20 protein-coding genes are annotated in these 21911 nt (G+C 68.7%); 7 read left to right on the plus strand and 13 right to left on the minus strand.

Features of this window, described 5'->3' with window-relative positions:
* Positions 1 to 2: 2 nt before the first annotated feature.
* From DCN14_RS08335 to DCN14_RS08350, 4 genes are all read right to left on the minus strand, one after another.
* The gene (locus tag DCN14_RS08335) at positions 3 to 506 is read right to left on the minus strand and encodes a periplasmic heavy metal sensor (protein WP_096499629.1); all 504 of its coding nucleotides are present in this window, start codon (positions 504 to 506) and stop codon (positions 3 to 5) included.
* Positions 503 to 922: a hypothetical protein gene (locus DCN14_RS08340; protein ID WP_096499631.1), complete on the minus strand. Its 420-nt coding sequence runs from the start codon at positions 920 to 922 to the stop codon at positions 503 to 505. The genes DCN14_RS08335 and DCN14_RS08340 overlap by 4 nt, the downstream gene beginning before the upstream one ends.
* On the minus strand, positions 919 to 1683 hold the full coding sequence (locus DCN14_RS08345; protein ID WP_096499633.1) for an RNA polymerase sigma factor: 765 nt from the start codon (positions 1681 to 1683) through the stop codon (positions 919 to 921). The genes DCN14_RS08340 and DCN14_RS08345 overlap by 4 nt, the downstream gene beginning before the upstream one ends.
* A 240-nt stretch (positions 1684 to 1923) precedes the next feature.
* On the minus strand, positions 1924 to 2223 hold the full coding sequence (locus DCN14_RS08350) for a YXWGXW repeat-containing protein (RefSeq protein ID WP_096499635.1): 300 nt from the start codon (positions 2221 to 2223) through the stop codon (positions 1924 to 1926).
* A gap of 283 nt (positions 2224 to 2506) precedes the next feature.
* On the opposite strand from DCN14_RS08350, the gene DCN14_RS08360 reads away from it, so the two are divergent.
* Entirely contained in the window at positions 2507 to 4192 is a 1686-nt protein-coding gene (locus DCN14_RS08360; RefSeq protein WP_096499637.1) for a metallophosphoesterase family protein, read from the plus strand.
* 73 nt (positions 4193 to 4265) lie between these two features.
* On the opposite strand, the gene DCN14_RS08365 is transcribed toward DCN14_RS08360, so the two are convergent.
* Complete coding sequence (locus DCN14_RS08365; RefSeq protein ID WP_096499639.1) at positions 4266 to 4898, minus strand: LysE family translocator; 633 nt, start codon at positions 4896 to 4898, stop codon at positions 4266 to 4268.
* Between the two features lie 125 nt (positions 4899 to 5023).
* Positions 5024 to 5929: a LysR family transcriptional regulator gene (locus DCN14_RS08370; protein ID WP_096499641.1), complete on the minus strand. Its 906-nt coding sequence runs from the start codon at positions 5927 to 5929 to the stop codon at positions 5024 to 5026.
* A 326-nt stretch (positions 5930 to 6255) separates the two neighbouring features.
* Between DCN14_RS08370 and DCN14_RS08375 the strand changes: the two genes are divergently transcribed.
* The 3 genes from DCN14_RS08375 to DCN14_RS08385 all read left to right on the plus strand — a co-directional run bounded on the left by DCN14_RS08375 (position 6256) and on the right by DCN14_RS08385 (position 8352).
* Entirely contained in the window at positions 6256 to 7104 is an 849-nt protein-coding gene (locus DCN14_RS08375; protein WP_096499642.1) for a sulfite exporter TauE/SafE family protein, read from the plus strand.
* Between the two features lie 414 nt (positions 7105 to 7518).
* On the plus strand, positions 7519 to 7779 hold the full coding sequence (locus DCN14_RS08380) for a hypothetical protein (RefSeq protein ID WP_006760082.1): 261 nt from the start codon (positions 7519 to 7521) through the stop codon (positions 7777 to 7779).
* 273 nt (positions 7780 to 8052) lie between these two features.
* Positions 8053 to 8352, plus strand: coding sequence for a DUF4148 domain-containing protein (locus tag DCN14_RS08385; protein ID WP_096499644.1), 300 nt, complete (start codon positions 8053 to 8055; stop codon positions 8350 to 8352).
* 114 nt (positions 8353 to 8466) lie between these two features.
* Here DCN14_RS08385 and DCN14_RS08390 read toward each other — a convergent pair whose 3' ends face one another.
* From DCN14_RS08390 to DCN14_RS08415, 6 genes are all read right to left on the minus strand, one after another.
* Positions 8467 to 10242, minus strand: a complete 1776-nt coding sequence (locus DCN14_RS08390) for a diguanylate cyclase (protein WP_096499646.1) — start codon at positions 10240 to 10242, stop codon at positions 8467 to 8469.
* Positions 10239 to 11372 (minus strand): extracellular solute-binding protein, encoded by a 1134-nt coding sequence (locus tag DCN14_RS08395; RefSeq protein ID WP_096499648.1) that lies wholly within the window; start codon positions 11370 to 11372, stop codon positions 10239 to 10241. Before DCN14_RS08395 ends, DCN14_RS08390 begins: the two co-directional genes overlap by 4 nt.
* Before the next feature lie 250 nt (positions 11373 to 11622).
* Positions 11623 to 13206: an aldehyde dehydrogenase (NADP(+)) gene (locus tag DCN14_RS08400; protein WP_096499650.1), complete on the minus strand. Its 1584-nt coding sequence runs from the start codon at positions 13204 to 13206 to the stop codon at positions 11623 to 11625.
* 94 nt (positions 13207 to 13300) lie between these two features.
* Positions 13301 to 14233 (minus strand): dihydrodipicolinate synthase family protein, encoded by a 933-nt coding sequence (locus DCN14_RS08405; protein ID WP_096499652.1) that lies wholly within the window; start codon positions 14231 to 14233, stop codon positions 13301 to 13303.
* 30 nt (positions 14234 to 14263) lie between these two features.
* Complete coding sequence (locus DCN14_RS08410) at positions 14264 to 15838, minus strand: altronate dehydratase family protein (protein WP_096499654.1); 1575 nt, start codon at positions 15836 to 15838, stop codon at positions 14264 to 14266.
* Positions 15839 to 15869: 31 nt separating this feature from the next.
* Positions 15870 to 17183, minus strand: a complete 1314-nt coding sequence (locus DCN14_RS08415; RefSeq protein WP_096499656.1) for an MFS transporter — start codon at positions 17181 to 17183, stop codon at positions 15870 to 15872.
* Positions 17184 to 17445: 262 nt separating this feature from the next.
* Between DCN14_RS08415 and DCN14_RS08420 the strand changes: the two genes are divergently transcribed.
* Entirely contained in the window at positions 17446 to 18177 is a 732-nt protein-coding gene (locus DCN14_RS08420; RefSeq protein WP_096499658.1) for a GntR family transcriptional regulator, read from the plus strand.
* 120 nt (positions 18178 to 18297) lie between these two features.
* Here the strand turns inward: DCN14_RS08420 and DCN14_RS08425 are convergent, their stop codons facing one another.
* Positions 18298 to 19020 carry a FadR/GntR family transcriptional regulator gene (locus DCN14_RS08425; protein WP_096499660.1) on the minus strand — a complete coding sequence of 241 codons (723 nt, stop codon included), beginning with the start codon at positions 19018 to 19020 and terminating at the stop codon, positions 18298 to 18300.
* Between the two features lie 262 nt (positions 19021 to 19282).
* On the opposite strand from DCN14_RS08425, the gene uxuA reads away from it, so the two are divergent.
* Entirely contained in the window at positions 19283 to 20368 is a 1086-nt protein-coding gene (gene uxuA / locus DCN14_RS08430; RefSeq protein WP_172441858.1) for a mannonate dehydratase, read from the plus strand.
* 72 nt (positions 20369 to 20440) lie between these two features.
* Positions 20441 to 21751, plus strand: a complete 1311-nt coding sequence (locus tag DCN14_RS08435; RefSeq protein ID WP_096499662.1) for an MFS transporter — start codon at positions 20441 to 20443, stop codon at positions 21749 to 21751.
* Positions 21752 to 21911: the final 160 nt, after the last annotated feature.

Consider the following 21911-nt stretch of genomic DNA (forward strand, 5'->3'; position numbering starts at 1 on the left):
GCTTACGGGCTCCCCGCTTCGCCCGGCTTCTTCTGCAATTTCGCCGGCAGCCGCCAGTTCCCGCTACGTCGCAGCCCGTCGACGAACTTCGCGCGCTCGTCCGGCGTCAGCGTCGCCGCGAAATCGACGACACTGCGCTCGACCTGCCCGCGCAACGCGGTGTCGGCCGCCCGCGTACGATCGAGCGCGGCATCGATCGCCGCGCGATCGAGCTGCGGCGCGGCCAGCAGATCCAGCACGGTGATCCGGCCGTCGCGCCCCTCGCGCGCGAAATCCCGACCGTCCTTGCGCGCTGCCTTCAGCGCCGCGGCAAATTCCCGCTGGCGCGCGTCGGTCAATTCGTCCGCGGCGAAACGCAGCGCGGTGTGCTGCGCAGGCATGCCGGCCACGTGCAGGCCGCGATGCGTCGAGAACCACTGATACGCGCCGCCGCCGATCGCGCCGAGCACGAACACGTTCAGCACGACGGAACCGACGAGGATGTATTTCCAGCCGCGCTCGCTCACTCGTCGCCTCCGTCGATGCTCGGGCCGCCGAACGTCGTCGTCAGGTAGCCGGGTTCGTGCTGCGCGACCGGCGCGCTGCCGAGCATCAGCATCGACACGGCCACCGCGCCCGCCAGCGCACCGGCCAGCCCGACGCCCGCGAACGCCGCGCCCGACCACCACACATTGCCTCGGCGCCGCGCGCGTTGCGGTGCGGGCGCCGTCGCGACGATGCGTTCGACGAGTGCCGGCGCGGGCGGCACAACGGTGTCCTGCGCGAGCCACGCATCGAGGTCGGCCGCATCGTCGAGCGCCTCCAGCGCGTCGCGCGGATGCGCGTGGGCCCACGCTTCGGCCGCCGCACGTTCGTCCTGCGGCCAGCGCCGCGCATCCGAACCATACGCGGCGACGATGGTACGGAATCGTTCGGGTGTCATCGCTTTTCCTCGCTAGGTGGATCGCCGGCCAGTTGCGCGCGCAGGTTGCGCCTCGCGCGCGCGAGCAGGCTTTCCAGCGCATCGACGGTGATGCCCATCAGGTTGGCCGCTTCGATGTTCGACATGTCCTGATAGTACTGGAGCACGAGCGCTTCCCGCTGCCTCGGCGGCAACGCGGCGAGCGCGTCACGCACGCGCGCGTCGCGCGAGCGCAGCTCCGCGTGCGCGGCAGGCCCGGGTTGCGTGTCGGGCACCTCGGGCAGCGTGTCGACCGGCTCCTCGCGCCGCCCGCGCAAGCGGTCGTAGCAGAGGTTCAGCACGACGCGATGCAGCCACGTGTCGAAGCGCGCGTCGCCTTCCCGCCAGCGCGGCGCGTGATTCCAGATCCGCAGGAAGGTTTCCTGCGCAACGTCCTCGGCTTCGGTGCGGTCGCCGAGCATGCGCGTCGCCAGCGCGAGCAGCCGCGGCAGCTTGCGGGCGACGAGCACGCGCACGGCCGACGCGTCGCGCGCGCCGACCCGTGCGACGAGTTCCGCGTCCGGATCGCCGTCGCTCAACGCGGGCTGCTCCGCGGCGTGCCGCGCATACGCCGCACTGTGCCGGCGGGTGCGCCCGCCGTCCGGATGAAGCTCATCGTCGTGCTCTCCTTGCATGCGTCGGGCCGGCACCGCGGGGCGCCACGCCGACGGTTCGGCCGCGCGTGATGCGCCGCGGCCGATGTCGGCGCTGTCGGCTTCATCGACATCCGGCTCGAACCGCATACCGATCCGGTCGATCGCTCGCCGGACGCCGCGACCCGCGGCAGCCGGCCGGCGCGATCAATATACGACGACCGGCGCGGGCCGGTAATAGGCCGGACGCGCCGGCACCACGACGCAGCCGGCCAGCACGATGGCCGCGGCCGCCAGTATCACGATGGTTCGGAAAGGCATGGTTCGACTCATGGCGTCTGGATGAAATCCCGCCGCGCCGGCGCCGCACGCCGCGCGACACCGTGGGCATCACGCCCAGTGGCCCGGCACCCAGCGCCAGCCCGGGCCGCGCGGAGCCCAGTGTCCGGGCACCCAGCGATAGCCCGCGCGAACCGTCCGCCAGTGTCCGGGGACCCACACGTAGCGGCCCTGCCGCCAGCGCCAGTGACCTTGATCCCACGCATAGCCCGCACGCGGCGCCGGCACGACTTCGACGCGCGCCGGCGGCGGTGCGACCGGCGCGACGATGACGGCCTGCGCGAATCCGGCGGACGTCGCCAGCGCCGCTGCGCAGCCGGCAGCGAATCGCAATGAAATGGAAAGTTTCATGAAAGACTCCGAAGCATCGGGCTCGGCCGGAAGCAGCCGTTCATGTCCTTGAACGACGCGTGCGGACGAAATCCGTCGCGCCATCGGCAAATAAATGTCCGCCGCGCCGAAAGCACCGATGGAGGCGCGCGATGCGTTGTTTACCGTCTGTCACAACCCGGCAAAACTGCCCTTCGACAATGCGTACCACCGGGATCCCGCTCGTTTCCGGCCCACGCCCCGGCCGCGCACGCGCCGGCCGGGCGGTTCCTCATCTCGCGTCCCAATCAACGAGAATACGATCATGTCGAACCCGGACAACTTCTCCGCCGAGCCGAACGAGCCGGCCGCTTCCGTGTCGCGTCGCGGCTTCCTGAAACTGGCCGGCGTATCGAGCCTCGCCACCGCCACGGGCGGGCTTGCGGCCGCCCGTGCCGCCGCGTCGAACCCGGACGGCACGCCCGAGCAGGTTCACCTGACGTGGGGCAGCGACCCGACGTCCGAAGTCGCGATCTCGTGGGTGTCGCTCGCGCCGGCCGTCAATCCGCGCGCGCGCATCGTCGCCGACGGCGAAGCGGCACACACCGTGCACGGCGTGCAGCGTCTCTACACCGACGGCCTGAACGGCGAGACCGTGTTCACGTATCACGCCCGCGTGCACGGGTTGACGCCGAACACGCGCTACCGCTACGAGCTGACGGCCGACAACGACAGCAACGGCGCGCAGCCGTTCTCCGCGACCTTCACGACCGCGCCGCGCGGCCGCGCGCCGTTCCGCTTCACGAGCTACGGCGACCTCGCGACGCCGAATGGCGCGTGGGTGCTGTCGTCGCCGCAAAGCCGCTTCGCGGTGCAGGCCGTCGAGCAGTTCCAGCCGCTGTTCCACCTGCTGAACGGCGATCTCTGCTACGCGAACCTGAACCCCGCGCATCAGCCCGAGGTGTGGCGCGACTTCGGCAACAACAACCAGACCTCGGCCGCGAATCGTCCGTGGATGCCCTGCCCGGGCAATCACGAGATCGAATTCAACAACGGCCCGCAAGGCCTCGACTCGTATCTCGCGCGCTACACGCTGCCGGAGAACGGCACGCGCTTCCCGGGCCGCTGGTACAGCTTCCGCGTGAGCTCGGTGCTGTTCGTCTCGCTCGACGCCGACGACGTCGTGTATCAGGACGCGGCCGCGTTCGTCGGCGGCCCCGATCCGCTCGTGCCGGCCGCGAGCACCGGCCGCCCGCCGATCGCGCCGGGCACGTCGTTCTACGTGCGCGGCTACAGCAACGGCGAACAGACACGCTGGCTCGAACACACGCTGCGTCACGCGTCGCACGACGACGACATCGACTGGATCGTCGTGCAGATGCACCAGGACGCGCTGAGTTCGTCGAAGACGGGCAACGGATCGGACAAGGGCATCCGCGAGGCATGGCTGCCGCTGTTCGATCGCTATGGCGTCGATCTCGTGCTGTGCGGCCACGATCACGACTACGAGCGCAGCTACCCGGTGCGCGGCTGCAATCACCGCGCGGGCGTCGATGCGTCGACCGGCGAAGTCGTCGAGACGCTGCAGCCGCGCCCGGTCGGTACGGCCGATCCGGCGCGCACGACGTTCGACACGAGCCACGGCACGATCCACCTGATCCTCGGCGGCGGCGGCACCAGTGCGCCGCTCGACGTGTACGGCGAGAATCCGGCGACGGGTTACGCACAGGCGAAGATCTTCACGAAGCCGAACCGGCCGGTGCCGGGCGCCACTGCAAACACGTTCGTGCGCCAGGGCGCCGATGCGTTGGAGGACGCGATCTGGTCCGCGCGCCGCGATACCGGCACGGGGTACGGCATTGCCGTGTTCGACCACGATCCGGGCAAGCCGGGCGGCCAGACGACGATCACGATGCGCTACTACCACGCGCCGGGCGCGGATCAGCAACCGACCGCGCAATACGAGCTGTTCGAGACGATCGAACTGAGCAAGAAACGGCACGGGCATTGATGCGCCGGTCGCCCGCCGCGCGTGAGGGCGTGGCGGGCGGCGACCGGCTCCCTCGGCCCCCTAGCGCCCTCGTCTAGCTTCGCGATTCCAGCGCGATACGCACGGCCAGTCCGGCCAGCACCGTCCCCATCAGCCAGCGCTGAACCAGCGCCCACACCGGCCGGCCGGCAAGAAACCCCGCGATCGCACCGGCCATGCACGCGATCAACGCGTTGACGCAGAGGCTGACCGCGATCTGCACGCAGCCCAGCGCGAGCGATTGCGTCAGCACGCTGCCGTGCCCCGGTGAAATGAACTGCGGCAGCAGCGACAGATACATCACCGCGATCTTCGGGTTCGCGAGGTTCGTCACGAAGCCCATCGCGAAGAGTTTCGCACCGCTGTCGTGCGTCAATTGCCGGACCTGGAACGCCGAGCGGCCACCCGGCTTGAGCGCATTCCACGCGAGATACGACAGGTACAGCGCACCGCCAACGCGCAACGCGTCGTACGCATACGGCACGGTCAGCACCAGCGCGGTAATGCCGAACGCTGCGCAGAACATGTAGAACACGAACCCCAACGCCACGCCGCCGAGCGACACCAGCCCCGCGCGGCGGCCCTGGCAGATCGAGCGCGAGATCAGGTAGATCATGTTCGGGCCGGGCGTCAGCACCATGCCGAGCGATACGAGTCCGAATGCAATCAGGGTGGGCAAGGCCGGCACGGCGATCTCCTTCGAGGCAATGGAAGCAGCGGCGAATATCCAGCAATGTATTGCATGTCGATACGCGTCGGCATGAATAAACTGCAAGCACCTCATGAGCGCGTTTCATCGCGTCGTGCCACCCGTTATTTGCTTTTTTCTGCCCGCGCCCGGCTCGCCTTGCCTGCCTTGCCTGTCTTGGCGCGCTGCGCGTCGACCAGTTTCACGAATTCATCGGCGACCGCGTTGCCGGCCGCATTCCACGCGAGGCGCACCGAACGACGCAGCCTGGGCGACAGCTCCAGCACGCGCCCGCCGAATCGCGTATAGGTGAGCGTGATGCGCGGGACGATCGACACGCCCATTCCCGCCTCCGCCATCGACAGGATCGTGCGCATCTCGACCACGTTGAACGCGGCTCGCAGCGCCGCGCCGTTGCGCGCGAAGTAATCCGCGATGACCGGCCCGCACCCGGCTTTCGAGAAGATGAACGGCGCCGCCGACAACACTTTGGCCGACACGCTCCTGCGGCCGGCGAACGTGTCGTGCGCGGCCACCGCGACGAAATCCTCGTCGAGCAGCGGCAGATTGTGCGCGAACGTCTTGATGCCCGCCACCACGCCGATGTCGGCCGTGCCGTCGTCGATCCACCCTTCGACTTCCGCGTCCGTGCCTTCGAGCAGCACCGCCGTCACGCCCGGATGCCGCTCTTTCAGCGTCTCCAGCGCAGGCACGACGAACGCCAGCGATACGCTCGGCAGCGACGCGACCACCAGCCGCCCTTCGAGCTTGCCGCGCGACAGGCTGAACTGCTGGCGCAGCGTCTGCGCGTCGCGCACGACGTTCTGCACGTACGGCCACAGGCGTTCGCCCGCGGCGGTCAATACGACCGGCTGCCGGTCGCGCAACAGCAGCTTGACCTCGGTGAGTTCTTCCAGTTCGGTCAGCGCGTGGCTGATCGCGGACTGGCTGCGGCTGAGCCGTTCGGCCGCCGCCGTCAGCGAGCCGAGCTCGACCACGGCCGCCAGTGCCTGCAACTGCGCAAGCGTCATCTCGCCTCCTCGTTTCGATGCATGTATTTTTCACATGCCAGGGTCGCACATCATGAATCGAATTGTAGCGACCGTCGGCAACGACAGGCCGCGGTCGCCGATGCCCCGCGCCGTGCTCGGGTAAGATTCAGCCTCGAACCGTGTTCCGTGCTGTCGAAGGGGTGTTCGTCCGCTGCGATCCAGCCGGCGTAGACCGACGGCCGGACCGCAACAATCGGGCGACCGGTTCGATTCCAGACCAAACAACAACTGCGTGCCGAGCCGCACGCGCCGGCAGCGGACGCGCTCGATCGCGCCGCCGCCGGTTATGTCTCGACCTGCTTCCGATGACTCATTTCGATCTCACTGAAGGTGTGCTGGTTTCCAGCCTGCATGGGCTTGCGCTGCTCGATCTCGTCGGCATCGCCGTCGCGCTGCTGCTCGGCGGCATGGTCAAGGGGATCACCGGCATCGGCGTGCCGCTCGTCGCGATGCCGATCCTCAGCCAGTTCCTGCCGATCCGGCATGCGGTGCTGCTGCTGTCCATGCCGATCATTCTCGGCAACATCCCGCAAGCGCTCGAAGGCGGCGAAGTGCTGGCCACCGCCCGCAAGATCGCCGCGCCGATCGTGGGTACGGTGATCGGCAACGTCGTCGGGGTCGCCATTCTCCTTTCGCTGAACGCCGGGCACGCGCAGGCCGCGTCGGGCGCGCTGCTGATCGTCGCCGCGACGCTGATGCTGAGCGCGCCGAAACTCAACCTGCCGTCCGCATGGCAGCAGCCCGTCGGATTCGCGCTCGGGTTCGGCGCGGCGCTGATGGAGAGCATCGCGTCGGTGCCGGGCCCGCTGCTCGCCACCTACCTGATTTCGTCCGGCGCGACCGGCCGGGCCTTCACGAAGCAGATCGCGATCATCCTCGTGGTGTCGATCGTCACGCTGATCACGACGTTCGGCGGCGCCACGCACGCGAGCGCCGCCGACCTCGCGGTTTCCGCGATGGCCAGCCTGCCGGCCATCGCCGGCATGTGGCTCGTTCGCCCGCTGCGGGACCGGATGTCGCCGCGCATCTTCCGGACCGTCGTGCTGCTGTTCGTGCTCGTCGCCGCGTCGCAGATGATCTGGAAGTCCGGCATCTTCCGGCACGCGGCACCGCCCGCCGCGCAGATGGACAACGGGCACGCCGGCAAGAAATGACGCCGGCGACGCCGGCCCGGCTCCCCGGCTGCAAGCAATCGCGCATGCGTTCTGAAAGCTGCGAAGCGTAGTATTCGCGAACCTGGCGCACCGCGCCCGACTCCACGAGAACGGGCCGGCGTCCGGTATCGACATTGCTGCTTGCCGGCCGACAGCCCGTCGGCGACGGCACGTTCTTCAAAGGCGCGAAATGGAAACATGGGTGTTGCTGGGCTGCGGGTTCGGTGTCGGTTTGCTGATTGCCGTCTGGGGGATCTGGTCGCTCAAGTAACGTGAGCATGACGAAGTTTTCGCCCTGACGCCCGCATCGGCGCGACGCTCGCCGGCGCGCCTCCCTTGCGCGCGGCCCCTGTCATTCCTTCCCCTCCGCCGTCGCGCGCCGCCCCATTCCTCAAGACGCGTTAGACTGTCCGGATGGAACAATGCCGTTATTGCCAGAGAATCCGCGATGAATGGGATTGCCACGGGGACGAATGCCGCCGTGCGATCGCGAAGGCACTGCGCCGGCAGCGTGCGGGCCTGCCGATGGTGCCCGATCGCATCCGCAACGAATTGCCGTCCGGCGCGCCGACCCAGCAGGTGATCGCGGTCCTGTCGCGCCAGCGCCTGCGCGCGCGCCGCGGTAACGAGGAACGCCGCGAGCGCAAGGAAATCGACGACGCCGACGGCGTCTGATCCCGCGCCCGGCCCCCGGTCCCGCGCCGTCTACCGGCGCCCCGCCGCCGGGCGCCCGCCCGTGCACCGCGGATCGCCGTCTTCCCGCCCTTCACTTGCAGATCCCGCAATATCGATTGGGGCCAGACCGGCCTTATCCCGATATTATTGCCTCGCCTGCAATGATCTTTCGCTGGAATACACGTTTACCCTAGATCCACCGAAGCCTACGATGTAATCAATCGCTTACGACATGGTGTCGACGGCGAAGTCAATAAAACATCGGAGGTCATCATGAAATCGCTCGTTTCCGCAGTCGTCGCCGCTGTCGCCCTGTCCGCCTCGTTCGGCGCATTCGCTCAAAGCACCGTGACCCGCGCCCAGGTGCGCAACGAACTCGTCCAGCTCGAAAACGCCGGCTACAAGCCGAGCCAGTCGAGCCCGTACTACCCGGCCGACATCCAGGCCGCGCAAGACCGCGTGCATGGCGTGGACGCCACCGGCTACGGCGCACAAGCGGCCCCGGTCGTCCAGGGCGGCGCACCTGCCGTCAAGGTGCAGAACGCACGCGACTCGGTCTACTTCGGCCACTAAGCCTGCCGCCGCCGCGCGGTTCGCGCCAAGCCGCTACAACGAGCCCGTCCCGCGACGGGCTCGTTGCGTTTACACCGCGAGCCAGCGCACCCGCAAACCGTCAGCCGTCAGCCATCAACCGGTGCCGCCCGACGCAATGCGGCCGTCCGGTTCGGTGCCGAGCGCGCCGCTCAACAGTTCCTGATAGCGCACGCACGCGCGCTGCGCGGATGCCTTCGCCGCGTACATCGCCGCGTCGGCCTTGACGAGCAGTTCCTCGGCCGACGCGCCGTCGGCCGGATACTCGCTGACGCCGATGCTCGCGCCGACGGCCACGCGCCTGTCGCCGAACTCGAACTCCTCGGCCATCACGAACTGGATGCGCGACGCGATATCGCCGATCGACGCCGACGAGCGCAAGTCGGAAATCAGCACGATGAACTCGTCGCCGCCAAGCCGCGCGGCCATGTCGCCGCTGCGCAGCACCTGGCTCAGCCGCTTCGCGACGGCGACGAGCGTCCGGTCGCCGGCCGCGTGTCCGTGCTGATCGTTGATCTGCTTGAAGCGGTCGAGGTCGACGAACATCACGGCCAGCCCTTGCCGCACCGCGGCCGCATGCCGGATCGCCGCGTCGAGATGCGTCATGAAGAGCAGGCGATTGGGCAGCGCCGTCAGCGGATCGTGGCCGGCGAGGTGCGTGAGTTCCTGCTGCTTCGCGCGCAGCATCGCGACCTGCGTGCGGATCTCGACGCGCATGCTGTCGAAGCAGCGCGCGAGCACGCCGATCTCGTCCGAACGCGCAACGGGCAACCGTTCGGCGGCCGGATCGTCGAACACGTGCGTCGCGGCGCGCGCGAGCATCTGCAGCGGCCGCGTGATCGCGCGCGCGAACAGGATCGCGAGAATCACCGCCATCACGCTGGAGATGAGCACCATCCGGATGATCCGGTCGCCGAGGATCCCGGCCGGCGCCAGCACGTCGGCGAGCGGACGCGCCATCCCGAGCACGACGAAGCGGTTGCCCTCGTTTTTGCCGAACGGCGTGCGCACGAACGCGAACATCTGGCCCGGCGCCTCGGCGGGCTGCCGGAGGCCGTTGAGCGTCACCTGCGTATCCGGGCCGGTAAACAGCGTGCGCGTGACGGCAAAGCTGTCCTGCATCAGCACGCGCCGCCCGCGATCGAAGCCGAACGCCTGCGACGGATCGGGATGCACGAGGAAATCGCCCCATTCGTTCGCGAGATACACCACGTAGTCGTGCGGCAGATCGCGTTCGAGCCGATCGAACATGCGCGACAACGCGACGTCGACGATCAGTGCTCCGACGATCCGGCCGGACGTATCGACGACCGGCGTTCCCACGCGCAGGATCGGCAGCCCTTCGGCCGCATGCGAACCGGTCTCGTGATTGATGACGATCGGTGACAGGTAGATGTGACCGGGTGCGGTCGCGAGCGTATCGAACACGTAGGAAAACTGCCCCTTCTCCTGGAACGCGCTGTCGGGCAACACGACGACCCCGTGCGTGTCGCGATCGACGCGGATGCGCTCCAGCCCGAAATGTTCGCTCGCGATCAGGCGGATCTGCAGGTATTCGGGGTGATTCCGCATGAAGCTGTAATACACCTGCTCGAGCCGCGTGCGCGGCCCGCGACCCGCGTTTTCGTCGCGCGCGACGATCGGCGACGACGGCAACTGCGCGAGCACGAGCGCATCGTCGGCGACGTCGGCCAGTGCCGTCGTGAAGCGCTGTCCGAGCAGTTGCGTCGACATCAGCAGGCTGTGCTGCGCTTCGTCCACGAGCATCGTCCGGTTCGCGCGATACGCGTAGTAGCCGGTCGTGCCGGACGCGATCACGCCGATGCACGCGAACAGCACGGACAGTTTCGACGTGAGCCCGAGCCGGATCATTTTTCGAAGCGCTCCGGACGATCGCCCGACACGATGCGGCTCCACAGCGACTCGCGCCGCGCGATGTCCTCGACCGGCTGAATCCACACGAGATGCGGATGCCCGATCGCGAGACCGGGCGGCGGGTCGAGCGTGTTCGCGAGCCCCTGGCGCTCGGTCAGCAACGCGCCGATCGCCGGTTCGAGCATGTAGTTGATCCACGCGAACGCGAGTTCGCGACGCGCCGCACCGCGCGTGACGGCCCAGCAGTCGAGCCATGCGAGCGCGCCCTCGTCCGGAACCACGTAGCCGACGTCCACGCCGGCGCGGCGCAGCAGTTCGACCTGCTGCGTGCCGTAGTTGCCGAACATCAATGCCGCGTGATGCTGGACGAACAGCTCGGTCGCTTCTTCAGGAAGCGTGTAATACGTGAGCAGGTTGCGTCGCAGGTCGATGAGCTTGTGCGTGACGGCCAGCGTCTGCGCGTGCGACAGGTGAAACGGGTCGGGATAGCCGAGCGCGAGCGCGGTAAACGAGAAGTTGTGCTGCGCGCTGTTGAAGTCGAGCACCCTGCCGCGGTAGCGGGGATTCCACAATTCAAGCATCGAGCGCGGCGTGGCCGCCACCTGCCTGCGATCGTAGATGAGGCCCATCGACGAATACGTGAACGGAATCCCGTACGTCGCGCCGCCGTGCACGAGGCCGCCGATCGCCGCGACGTGCTGAAAATTCGGCAGTTGCCGCCGGCGGTTCGGGATACGCGACAGGTCGATCGGCGCGAGCAGGCCTTCGCGCGCATAACGCTGGATCTCCGCCGTGTTGGCGGCGAGCACGTCGTACGGCGGCGGAGACGCGCTGTGCATGCGGGTCCAGAGCGCTTCGTCGGAATCGACGAAGGTCACTTCCACCTGTACATGAAATTGCGCCTCGAATGCATCGACCACATCCTGGTCCGCATAGCCGGGCCATGCAAGCACGCGCAGCAAGCTGTCGGCGGCCATGCCGGCCGACGCCGCGGACGCGGCCGCCGCCGGCACGCAGAACGCGCCGAGCACCGCGACGACGAGCAGCCGACGCAACCCGCGACGCACACGCCGACGCGCGCCGCCCCCCCTGCCCAATGGCTCTTCGTCCGTATTCCCCGGCTGCATTCGACTGTCCTTTTTCGAGCCGATGCGGATCGTGCAACGAGACCATAAAAAGCCCGCGTACGCAATCGGCACAAGCCGCACGAACGCACGCCCCGAGCAACTGTGACCGGTTGCGCGAATTGAATCGATTCGAATTGAATCGAATTGAATCGAATCGAATCGAATCGAATCGATTCGATTCGTCAGCGGAAAGCCTCCGTTGCGCAGCCGGGCCGCGGATGCATGCCGCGCGACCGGCAACGCATGCCGGTCATGCCCGCACGCCGAGCCTCCCGTCGATGCTCCGCGGCACGTTCAGCGGATTGCCGTCGCGCAGCGCGTCGGGCAACAACCCGTCGGGAACGTCCTGGTAGCAGACCGGCCGCAGGAAACGGCCGATCGCGGCGCTGCCCACCGACGTGGAGCGGCCGTCCGACGTCGCCGGATACGGCCCGCCATGCACCATCGCATGCGCGACCTCTACGCCCGTCCCGAAGCCGTTCACGAGGATCCGCCCGGCGCGACGCTCGAGCAGCGGCATGAATGCGCGTGCCGCATCGCGATCGCGCTCGTCCAGATGCAGGGCGGCCGTCAGTTGCCCGTCGAGCCGTTCGACGAGTGCGTGCATCGCGTCGAGACTCGGGCAGCGCACGATGAGCGACGCGGGGCCGAACACCTCGTCGTGCAATGCCGCGTGCCGCGCGAAATCCTCCGCCCGCGTCGCGAACAGCGCCGCGCGGCCCGCGTGACGGATCTCGCCGCACGCCGCGCCACACGCCAGCCGTTCGACGGCGGCATGGGTCGCGAGCCGCTCGACCGCCGAATCGTATGCGGCATGGATGCCCGGCGTCAGCATCGCGGTCGCGGGAAGGTCGGCCAGCGCGGCGGCGGCCGCCGCCTCGAAGCGCCGCAGCGCCGGGCCGTCGACGCCCAGAATCAGCCCCGGATTCGTGCAGAACTGGCCGGTGCCGAGCGTCAGCGACGCGGCGAACGCGCGGCCGATCGCTTCCGCGCGCGCGTCGAGCGCATGCGGAAACAGCAGCACCGGATTCACGCTGCTCATCTCCGCGTACACGGGAATCGGCTGCGGGCGCGCGGCGGCCAGCGTCATCAGCGCGACACCGCCCGCACGCGACCCCGTGAACCCCACCGCCTGGATCCGCGGATGACGCACGAGCGCCGTGCCGACGTCGTGACCATCGTCGAACAGCAGCGAGAACGTACCGTCCGGCATCCCGCATGCGTCGACCGCCTCCCGGATCGCGTGCCCCGCCAGCGCCGACGTGCCGGGATGCGCGGGATGCGCCTTCACCACCACGGGGCAGCCGGCCGCGAGCGCCGACGCGGTGTCGCCGCCCGCCACCGAAAAAGCCAGCGGGAAATTGCTCGCGCCGAACACGGCGACCGGGCCGAGCGCAACGTTCTGCAGACGCAGATCCGCGCGCGGCGACGGCTGACGTCCGGGTTGCGCGGGATCGATGCGCGCGCCGAGAAACGCGCCGTCCCGCACGACCTGCGCGAACATCCGCAGTTGCGCGACCGTGCGCGCGCGCTCGCCTTCGACCCGCGCGCGCGGCAAGCCGCTTTCCGTGACACAGCGCGCGATCAGCGTGTCGCCGAGCGCCAGCAGCCGATCGGCGATGGTGTCGAGCAAGGTTGCGCGCGCATCGAGCGGCCGGTTGCGATAGTCGTCGAACGCTTGCGCCGCCAGCGTGCACGCCGCGTCGACGTCCTGCGCCGACGCGCGGCCGAACACGGGATCGAGCGCGGCGCCGGTGGCCGGATCGATCGCCTGGAACCCGGCCGCGCCGGCAACGTCGCGCCGGCCGATCAGGGAAGCGCCGGAAATATGCATGAATCGTCCTCGGTGAATCATTGAATCGTTGAATCGATCAAGCGTGCCGCGCCGGCATGCCGGCCGTCGGGCAGCGTCGGTATGCGCGGCTGCCTCAACGGCCCCAGCGCAGCACGAGCGGGTCGAGCGGCCGCGCGATCCGCAACAGGCTGTCGCGCGTGGCCGGATGCATCGCCGGCAGCGGATGACGCACGGCGTCCGACGCGATCACGCCGCCCGCCTTCATCAGCGCCTTCGCGGTCGCGATGCCGCCCTGCCGGTTCTCGTGATTGATCAGCGGCAGCCAGCGCTGGTACCGCCGCTCCGCTTCGGCGGCGTCGCCGGCCATCCATGCGTCGAGGATCGCGCGAATGCCGTCGGGATAGGCGCCGCCCGTCATCGCCCCCGTCGCGCCGGCCTCCAGATCGGCCATCAGCGTGATCGCCTCTTCGCCGTCCCAGGGCCCCACGATCGCGTCGCCGCCGAGCGCGATCAGTTCGCGCAGCTTCGCGGCCGCCTGCGGCACCTCGATCTTGAAGTACGACACGTTCGGAATCTCGATGGCCATCCGCGCGAGCAACGCGGCGGACAAGTGCGTGCCGCTCGCCGGCGCGTCCTGGATCATGATCGGGATGTCGATCGCATCGGACACGGCGCGGAAGAACTCGACGATCGCCGTCTCGCTCGCGCGGAACGTCGCACCGTGATAAGGCGGCATCACCATCACCATCGCGGCTCCGGCGTCCTGCGCGCGGCGGCTGCGCTGCGCGCAGACGGTCGTGCCGAAATGCGACGTCGTGACGATCACGGGCACCCGGCCCGCCACGTGCTCCAGCACGCAGTGCATCACCGCGTCGCGCTCGTCGTCGGCCAGCGAGAACTGCTCGGAGAAATTCGCGAGCACGCACAGGCCGTCCGAGCCCGCGTCGATCATGAAATCGACGCAGCGGCGCTGCCCGTCGAGGTCGAGGCGGCCGTCGTCCGCGAAGATCGTCGGGACGACCGGAAACACGCCGCGATAGCCGGCGGCTGAAAGACTCGATTGCATGGGTGAAACTCCTTGCTGCGAAAGGTGAGGTCAGGTAATGGCGCCGATTTGCCAAGGCACGAACTCGTTCTGTCCGTAGCCGTGCAGTTCGCTGCGCGTCGGGCGGCCCGAGGCCGCGTCGAGCATCATCCGGAACAGCGTCGCGCCGAGCGCGTCGATGCGCACGCCGCCGTCGAGCACGTCGCCGCAGTTCAGGTCGATGTCGTCGGCCTGCCTGCGCCACAGCGCGCTGTTGGTGGCGAGCTTCAGCGACGGCGTCGGCGCGCATCCGTACGCGGAGCCGCGCCCCGTCGTGAAGCAGATCAGGTTCGCGCCGCCCGCGACCTGGCCGGTCGCGGAGATCGGGTCGTAGCCGGGCGTGTCCATGAACACGAGCCCTTTCGCGCGCACCGGCATCGCATACTCGTAGACGTCGACGAGATTCGTGCTGCCGGCCTTCGCGATGCCGCCGAGCGATTTCTCCAGCACGGTCGTGAGCCCGCCCGCCTTGTTGCCGGCCGACGGATTGTTGTTCATCGATGCGTGATGGCGCGCGCAGTAGTCCTCCCACCAGCGGATGCGCGCGACGAGCTTCTCGCCCACGTCGCGCGACACCGCCCGGCGCGTGAGCAGATGCTCGGCGCCGTAGATCTCCGGCGTCTCGGACAGGATCGCCGTGCCGCCGTGCCGCACCAGCAGGTCGACCGCCGCGCCGAGCACCGGATTCGCGGTAATGCCCGAATAGCCGTCGGAGCCGCCGCACTGCAGGCCGACCGTCAGGTGGCTCGCGCTCACCGGCTCGCGCCGCACGTCGTTGGCGGCGGCGAGCATCGACTCGACGAGCGCGATGCCCTTCTCGATCGTCTTGCGGGTGCCGCCGCTGTCCTGGATCGTGAAGGTGCGCAGCCGCGCGTGTTCGGCCAGCCCTTGCGTCTCGAGCAGCCGCGGGATCTGGTTGGTTTCGCAACCGAGACCGATCATGAGCACCGCCGCGAAATTCGGGTGGCACGCATAGCCGCCGAGCGTGCGCTGCAGGATCGCGAGCGCGTCGCCGTCCGGGTCGACCGCGCAGCCGACGCCATGCGTCAGCGCGACGACGCCGTCGACGTTCGGATACGCGGCGAGCGCCTCCGGATGGATGTCCCGGCGGAAATGATCGGCGATCGCGCGCGCCACCGTCGCCGAGCAGTTCACGGAAGTCAGGATACCGATGTAATTGCGCGTCCCGACGCGGCCGTCCTCGCGCACGATGCCGTCGAAGGTCGCGCGCTGCGCGTCCGGCACGAAATCGGTTGCGCCCGCACCTGCGCCGAACGCGTAGTCCCGCGCGAACTCGCCCATGTCGAGGTTGTGGGTATGGACGTGCTGGCCGGGCCGGATCGGCTGGCTCGCGAAGCCGATGATCTGGCCGTAGCGATGCACGGGCGCGCCGGCCGCGATCGCGCGCGTCGCGATCTTGTGGCCGGCCGGGACCAGCCCGGCGACGGTCACGCCTTCGTCGTCGATGAGCGTGCCGCCGACGAGTTGCTCGACGGCGACGACGACGTCGTCGGCGGGATGGAGCCGGATCGTGCGCGCGCGCGGCGCGGCGGACGCCGGCTGGGTTTCGATGGAAAGGGACGACATGGTGGTTTCCGGTTGAATCAGGCGACGGGCATCAGTCGAGGCCGCGGTCGCGATAGTCGATGAGGCTCGCGCAGACGGCCAGGCCGAACGCGGCCACGACGAAGAACATCAGCGCGAGGAAATAGGTGCCGGTGAATTGCACGATGAGACCGATCAGGATCGGCACGATGACGCCGACGATGTTGCCGCTGAAGTTCATCGCACCGGCCAGCAGGCCCGCGCGGGACTGGCCGCCGAGCGTCGCCGGCACGCCCCAGAACATCCCGCACCAGCGGATGAAGAACAGCGCGATCGACAACAGCACGACGACGCTGACGAGCCCCGTCGCGAAGCTCACCGCGAGAATCGCCGCGGCGGACGCGAAGCCCGCGACCGAGAACATCGAGCGCATCACGCGGTTCGGTGCGCCGCCGGCCGCGCGCCACTTGTCGGCAACCCAGCCGCCGAACAACTCGCCGACGAAGCCGCACATGAAGATGATGAAGGTCGCGCCGCCCATCTGCTTCAGGTCGAAGCCGTGCGCCTTGTGCAGGTAGCTCGGCATCCACGTCATCAACCCGTAGAACACGCTGTTGTAGCAGGCCCAGCTCGCGAACATGAACAGCACGGAACGGTCGCGCAGCAGTTCGCGGAACGGCACGCTCGCTTTCGGCTCGCCCGTGCGCGCCTTCGCCGCGTACGACGTCACGTGCTCCAGTTCGGCCGCATTCACGCCCGCATGCTCGGACGGATGATTGCGGATGTACCACCACGCGCCGATGCCGACCACGATCGTGCCCACGCCCGCGACGACGAACGCCAGCCGCCACGAACCGAGGCCCGCGATCAGCGCGGTGATGATGATCGCGCCGCAGGCCGAGCCGAGCGGCGCGCCGCCGTCGAGCAGCGCCGCGCCGCGGCCGCGTTCGGACGGCGTGAGCCACGTGCCCGCGAGCTTCGCGCCGGCCGGCATGATCGGCGACTCGGCGATGCCGAGCCCGAGCCGCGTCAGCAGCAGCGGCACCCAGCTGAAACACACGGCCGCGACGGCCTGGCACGCCCCCCACGCGATCGTGGCAAGGCCGACGATCGTGCGCGCCTTGAAGCGGTCGACCAGCAGCCCGCTCGGAATCTGCATCAGCGCGTAGGTCCAGAAGAACGCGCTCAGCAACACGCCCTCCATCGCCGGCGACAGGCTGAATTCGGTCGAGATGATCGGCAGCGCGACCGACAGCGACGCGCGATCGATGTAATTGATCGACGACAGCAACAGCAGCAGCCAGAAAATCCGCCAGCGCACGGCAGTCGGCGCGGCGGCCGGGGCATGGACCGTCTGGCGCGGTCCGGCTGAGTCTTCGATATGCATGCCTGTCTCCTGTGGGGATGATCGTCGGCCCGCCTTTTTCGTTGAGACGGCCAACTAATATATTAGTTGGCAATTATAGAGATGCAGACTGGCAGCGTCACCGGGGTAAACCCGCTGCCCCGGGGTCGAGCCGATCGGCCGAATTGCCGCGACATCCCGGAAATGATGCGTGCACTAATATACTGATCGACCGGCGCGCGCCGGCCCGCACCGGAGTGCGATGCGAACGCGTGCCGGCTACCTGCCACCCTCTTGCCGATTTATGAAGTCAGAACCCACCGTCCAGGACACTTTCATCGCCCGCCTGATCCCCGCGGACTTCGCGCTGGACCGCTCGCAGGCGCTGTCCGTGCAGATTCACGCGCTGTTGCGCGACGCGATCGTGACGATGACGCTGCACCCGAACGACGTGATCTATGAACGCGCGATCGCCGACGCGCTCGGCGTGTCGCGCACGCCCGTGCGCGAGGCGCTGCTGCAGCTTGCGCGCGAGGAGCTCGTATTGATTGCCGCGCAGTCGGGCACCTTCGTCGCGCCGGTGAAGCGCGAACAGTTCGCCGAGAGCGCCTTGATCCGCAAGGTGCTGGAAACCGCCGCGATCCGCCGCGCGGCCGAGGTCATCAGCGCGCGCGAGCTCGAGCAACTGCACGACATCCAGGACGCCCACCGGCGCGCAATCGCGCGCGGCAACGCGGTCGCGGCGATCGCCTGCGACAACGCGTTCCATGCGACCGTCAGCGCGGCCGCGCGGCTGCCGCGCGTGCAGCAGCTCGTCGAATTCGTGCGCGCACCGATCGATCGCGTGCGGCACGTGACCGTGCGCGACCCGGTCGTCGGCGAAGTCACGCTCGCGCAACACCAGAAGCTGCTCGACGCGCTCGAATGTCACGATGCCGACGCGGCCGAGCGCGCGCTGCACGAGCACCTCGACGACGCGTACGCGCGGCAGCAGCGTGCGTACGACGATCATGTCGCGCTGTTCGAGGGGACCTGACACGCGCCGGGCGCGACGCGGCGGCCTGCCCGCGCAGCCCGGCCGCACCCATGAAACGCCCGCCTCCCGGGATGCCATATCCAGGCGGCAAACGGCTTTCCGGGACGGCGCAACCCCCGGTTAGCGCCAGGCCTGCGTGAATTCCGCGATCACGCGCGACAGGTGCGCGCGCATCGCGTCGCGCGCACCGTTCGCATCGCGCGCCATGATCGCCGCGAAGATGCGCTGGTGATCTTCCTGCGACGCTTCGCGCAGCGCGGTCGAGTGAAAGTGTTCCTCGATCTTGTCCCACAGCGGATCGCTGCGCGCGCAGTCCCACATCGCCGTGACCATGTGCAGCAACACGGTGTTGCCGGTCGATTCCGCGATTCTCAAATGGAACTGGCGATCGGCCGTGTCGTACGCGGCCTTGTCGTTCATCTGCTCGCGCATCGTCGTCAGCGAGAAAAACAGCCGGTCGAGATCGGCGTCCTTGCGCTCGGTCGCCGCGAGCGCCGCGACTTCCGCCTCGATCAGCCCGCGCGCGCGCAACGTCTCGATCGGGCCGGGGCCGCGCGGCACTTCGAACGTCACCGGGCGCGCGGCGTCGGCCGCCGACACGTAGATGCCCGAGCCGACCCGAACCTCGACGACCCCCTGCACCTCGAGCGCGATGATCGCCTCGCGCACCTGCGTGCGGCTCACGCCGAACTGGTCGGCCAGGCTGCGCTCGGAGGGCAGCCGCGCGCCGGCTTCGAACGCCCCGGCCGCCACCATCGCGTGAATCTCGCGCGCAAGGCCGATATAGGAGCGATCCGCGGCTTCGGCGTCGCGGCTGGCGGGCAGGCTGGAAAGATCGGTCATCGAATGGGCTCGCAACGGGCTTGCCGGCGCGCGCGCGGCGCCGGAACCACAAAATGGTACACCAATTCTGGCCACCGCCTGCCAGCCAGCACCGCCAGGGCTTCGGTACGGGCCCGACGAGCCGCAAAAATTGGCAAACAACTGGTAAACCACTATCCCGCCAAACTGGCATACCAATCATAATCCGCTCACACCGACGACGGGGCCGGCATGTTGCCGCCCGGTCGTCCGCTGCATGAACCGCCAGTCAGGAGCTGCTCCAGTGAAGATGTCCTTCCGTTGGTACGGCGAGTCCGATCCGGTCTCGCTGCAATACATCCGTCAGATCCCCGGCGTCACGCAGATCGTGTCCGCGATCTATGACGAACCCGTGGGCGAAGTGTGGCCCGCCGACAAGATCGCCGCGCTCAAGGCGACGATCGAGCAGGCCGGCCTGCGCTTCGAGGTCGTCGAATCGGTGCCCGTCCACGAGGACATCAAGCTCGGCAAGCCGAGCCGCGACCGCCTGATCGACAACTACCGGCAGACGATCCGCCATCTCGGCGCGGCCGGCATCCGTGTGATCTGCTACAACTTCATGCCCGTGTTCGACTGGACGCGCACCGAGCTGTCGAAGACGCTCGACGACGGTTCGACCTGTCTCGCGTTCAGCACCGACGCGGTCGACCGGATCGACCCGAACGACGGGATCGCGCTGCCGGGCTGGGATTCGAGCTACCGGGCCGACGAACTGCAGGCGCTGCTCGCCGACTATCGCAACGTCGACGAAGCCGCGCTGTGGGCGAACCTCGAGTACTTCCTGAACGCGATCATCCCGGTGGCCGAGGAAGCCGGCGTGAAGATGGCGATCCACCCGGACGACCCGCCGCGCCCGATCTTCGGGCTGCCGCGCATCGTGAAGAACCGCGACGATCTCGCGCGGATCCTCGGCATCGTCGACACGCCCGCGAACGGGCTGACACTGTGCTCGGGCTCGCTCGGCGCGGGGCCGCAGAACGACGTCGAGGCGCTCGTGCGCGAATTCGGCGCACGAGGCCGCATCCATTTCGCGCACATCCGCAACGTGAAGGTCGACGCGAACGGCGACTTCGAGGAAACCGCGCACCTGTCGAGCTGCGGTTCGCTCGACATCGCCGCGATCGTCAAGGCGTATCACGACACGGGCTTCACCGGCTACGTGCGTCCCGATCACGGCCGCATGATCTGGGGCGAAACGGGCAAGCCCGGTTACGGCCTCTACGACCGCGCGCTCGGCGCGGTCTACCTGAACGGCCTGTGGGAAGCGCTAGCGAAGTTCGACGCCACGCCGCACGTGCAAGCGCAAACACAAACGCAAGCGTCGCGATAAACCGCCCCTCCCGAGGCGGCCGGCGCAGCGGATCGCCGGCCGCCCGTCACGACATTCCGCGCGGAGACTTCCATGCCACGCATCCGATGGACCATGATCCTGATGTGCTTCCTGGCCAACGTCATCAACTTCATCGATCGCGCGAACCTCGCGATCGCCGCACCCAGCATCCGCGCCGATCTCGGGCTCGACGCGGTCGGCATGGGGCTCGTGCTGAGCGCGTTCTTCTGGACCTATGCGTTCCTGCAACTGCCGGCCGGCTGGTTCATCGACAAGGTCGGCGTGCGTGTGAGCCTCGCGCTCGCGGTCGGCTGGTGGTCGGTGTTTACCGTCGCAACCGGCGCCGCGCGCGGGCTCGCGCAGCTCGTCGGCGTGCGGTTGATGCTGGGCGTCGGCGAAGCGGCCGCAATCCCGTCGTTCGCCAAGGTCGCGTTCAACTGGTTCCCGCGCAGCGAACGCGGGCTCGCGAGCAGCATCTTCGACAGCGGTTCGCGCGTCGGCTCCGCGCTGTCGCTGCCGCTCGTCGCGTGGCTGATCTCGATCGTCGGCTGGCGCGGCTCGTTCGCGATCACCGGCGCGATCGGCATCGTGTGGGCGCTCGCGTGGTGGTTCATCTACCGCGACCCGGAACGCTACCGCGCGATCGCGCCGGACGCCGTCGATGCGCTGCTCGCGCAGCGCGGTGCGCCGACCGTTGCGCACGCAACCGACGCCCCGAAAGTGTCGTGGCTCGACCTGTTCCGCTACCGCACCGTGTGGGGCATGATGATCGGCCTGTTCTGCCTGAACTTCGCGATCTACTTCTTCATCACGTGGTTCCCGAGCTACCTGCTGCAGTCGCGCGGCTTCTCGCTCGCGTCGCTCGGCACGTGGGGCATGCTGCCCGCGCTGCTCGCGATTCCCGGCGGCTGGCTCGGCGGCTACGTGTCGGACAGCCTGTTCCGGCGCGGCTGGAGCGCCACCGCCGCGCGCAAGACCTGCCTCGTGCTCGGCATGCTGCTGTCGTCGTCGATCGCGCTGTCGGCGTTCGTCGAGAGCGTGTGGGCCTGCCTCGCGCTGTTCGCGCTCGCTTATGCCAGCCTGTCGTTCGCCGGCGCGAACGTGTGGACGCTGGTCGGCGAAGTCGCACCGACGCCCGCGCACGTCGCGTCGCTCGGCGGCATCCAGAACTTCGCGGGCAATCTCGCCGGCATCTTCATCACGACGTTCACGGGCGTGATGCTGTCGATCACGAAGGGCTCGTTCGTCGTGCCGCTCGCGGTGGCCGGCGCACTGTGCGTGGTCGGCGCGCTGTCGTACCTGTTCGTCGTCGGCAAGGTCGAACCGCTGCCGCCGCTGCGTAACGGCGCGAACGGACGCAACGCGGAGCCGAACGCGGCCTGATGCCGCGCAAGCGTCGAAAGCGCCGGAAGTACCTGGCGTACCGCGCAAGCGCGACTGGCCTCGGCCGTCGCGCTTTCCTTTTCGGGCCGCTCGTCGGACAATGACCCGCGCCCGCCGGCGCGGCGCCGCACCGGCCCGCGCGCGGCGGCGACGTGTTCCC

This window comes from Burkholderia sp. IDO3 (assembly GCF_003366075.1).
In the GTDB taxonomy this organism is placed as follows: Bacteria; Pseudomonadota; Gammaproteobacteria; order Burkholderiales; family Burkholderiaceae; genus Burkholderia; species Burkholderia anthina.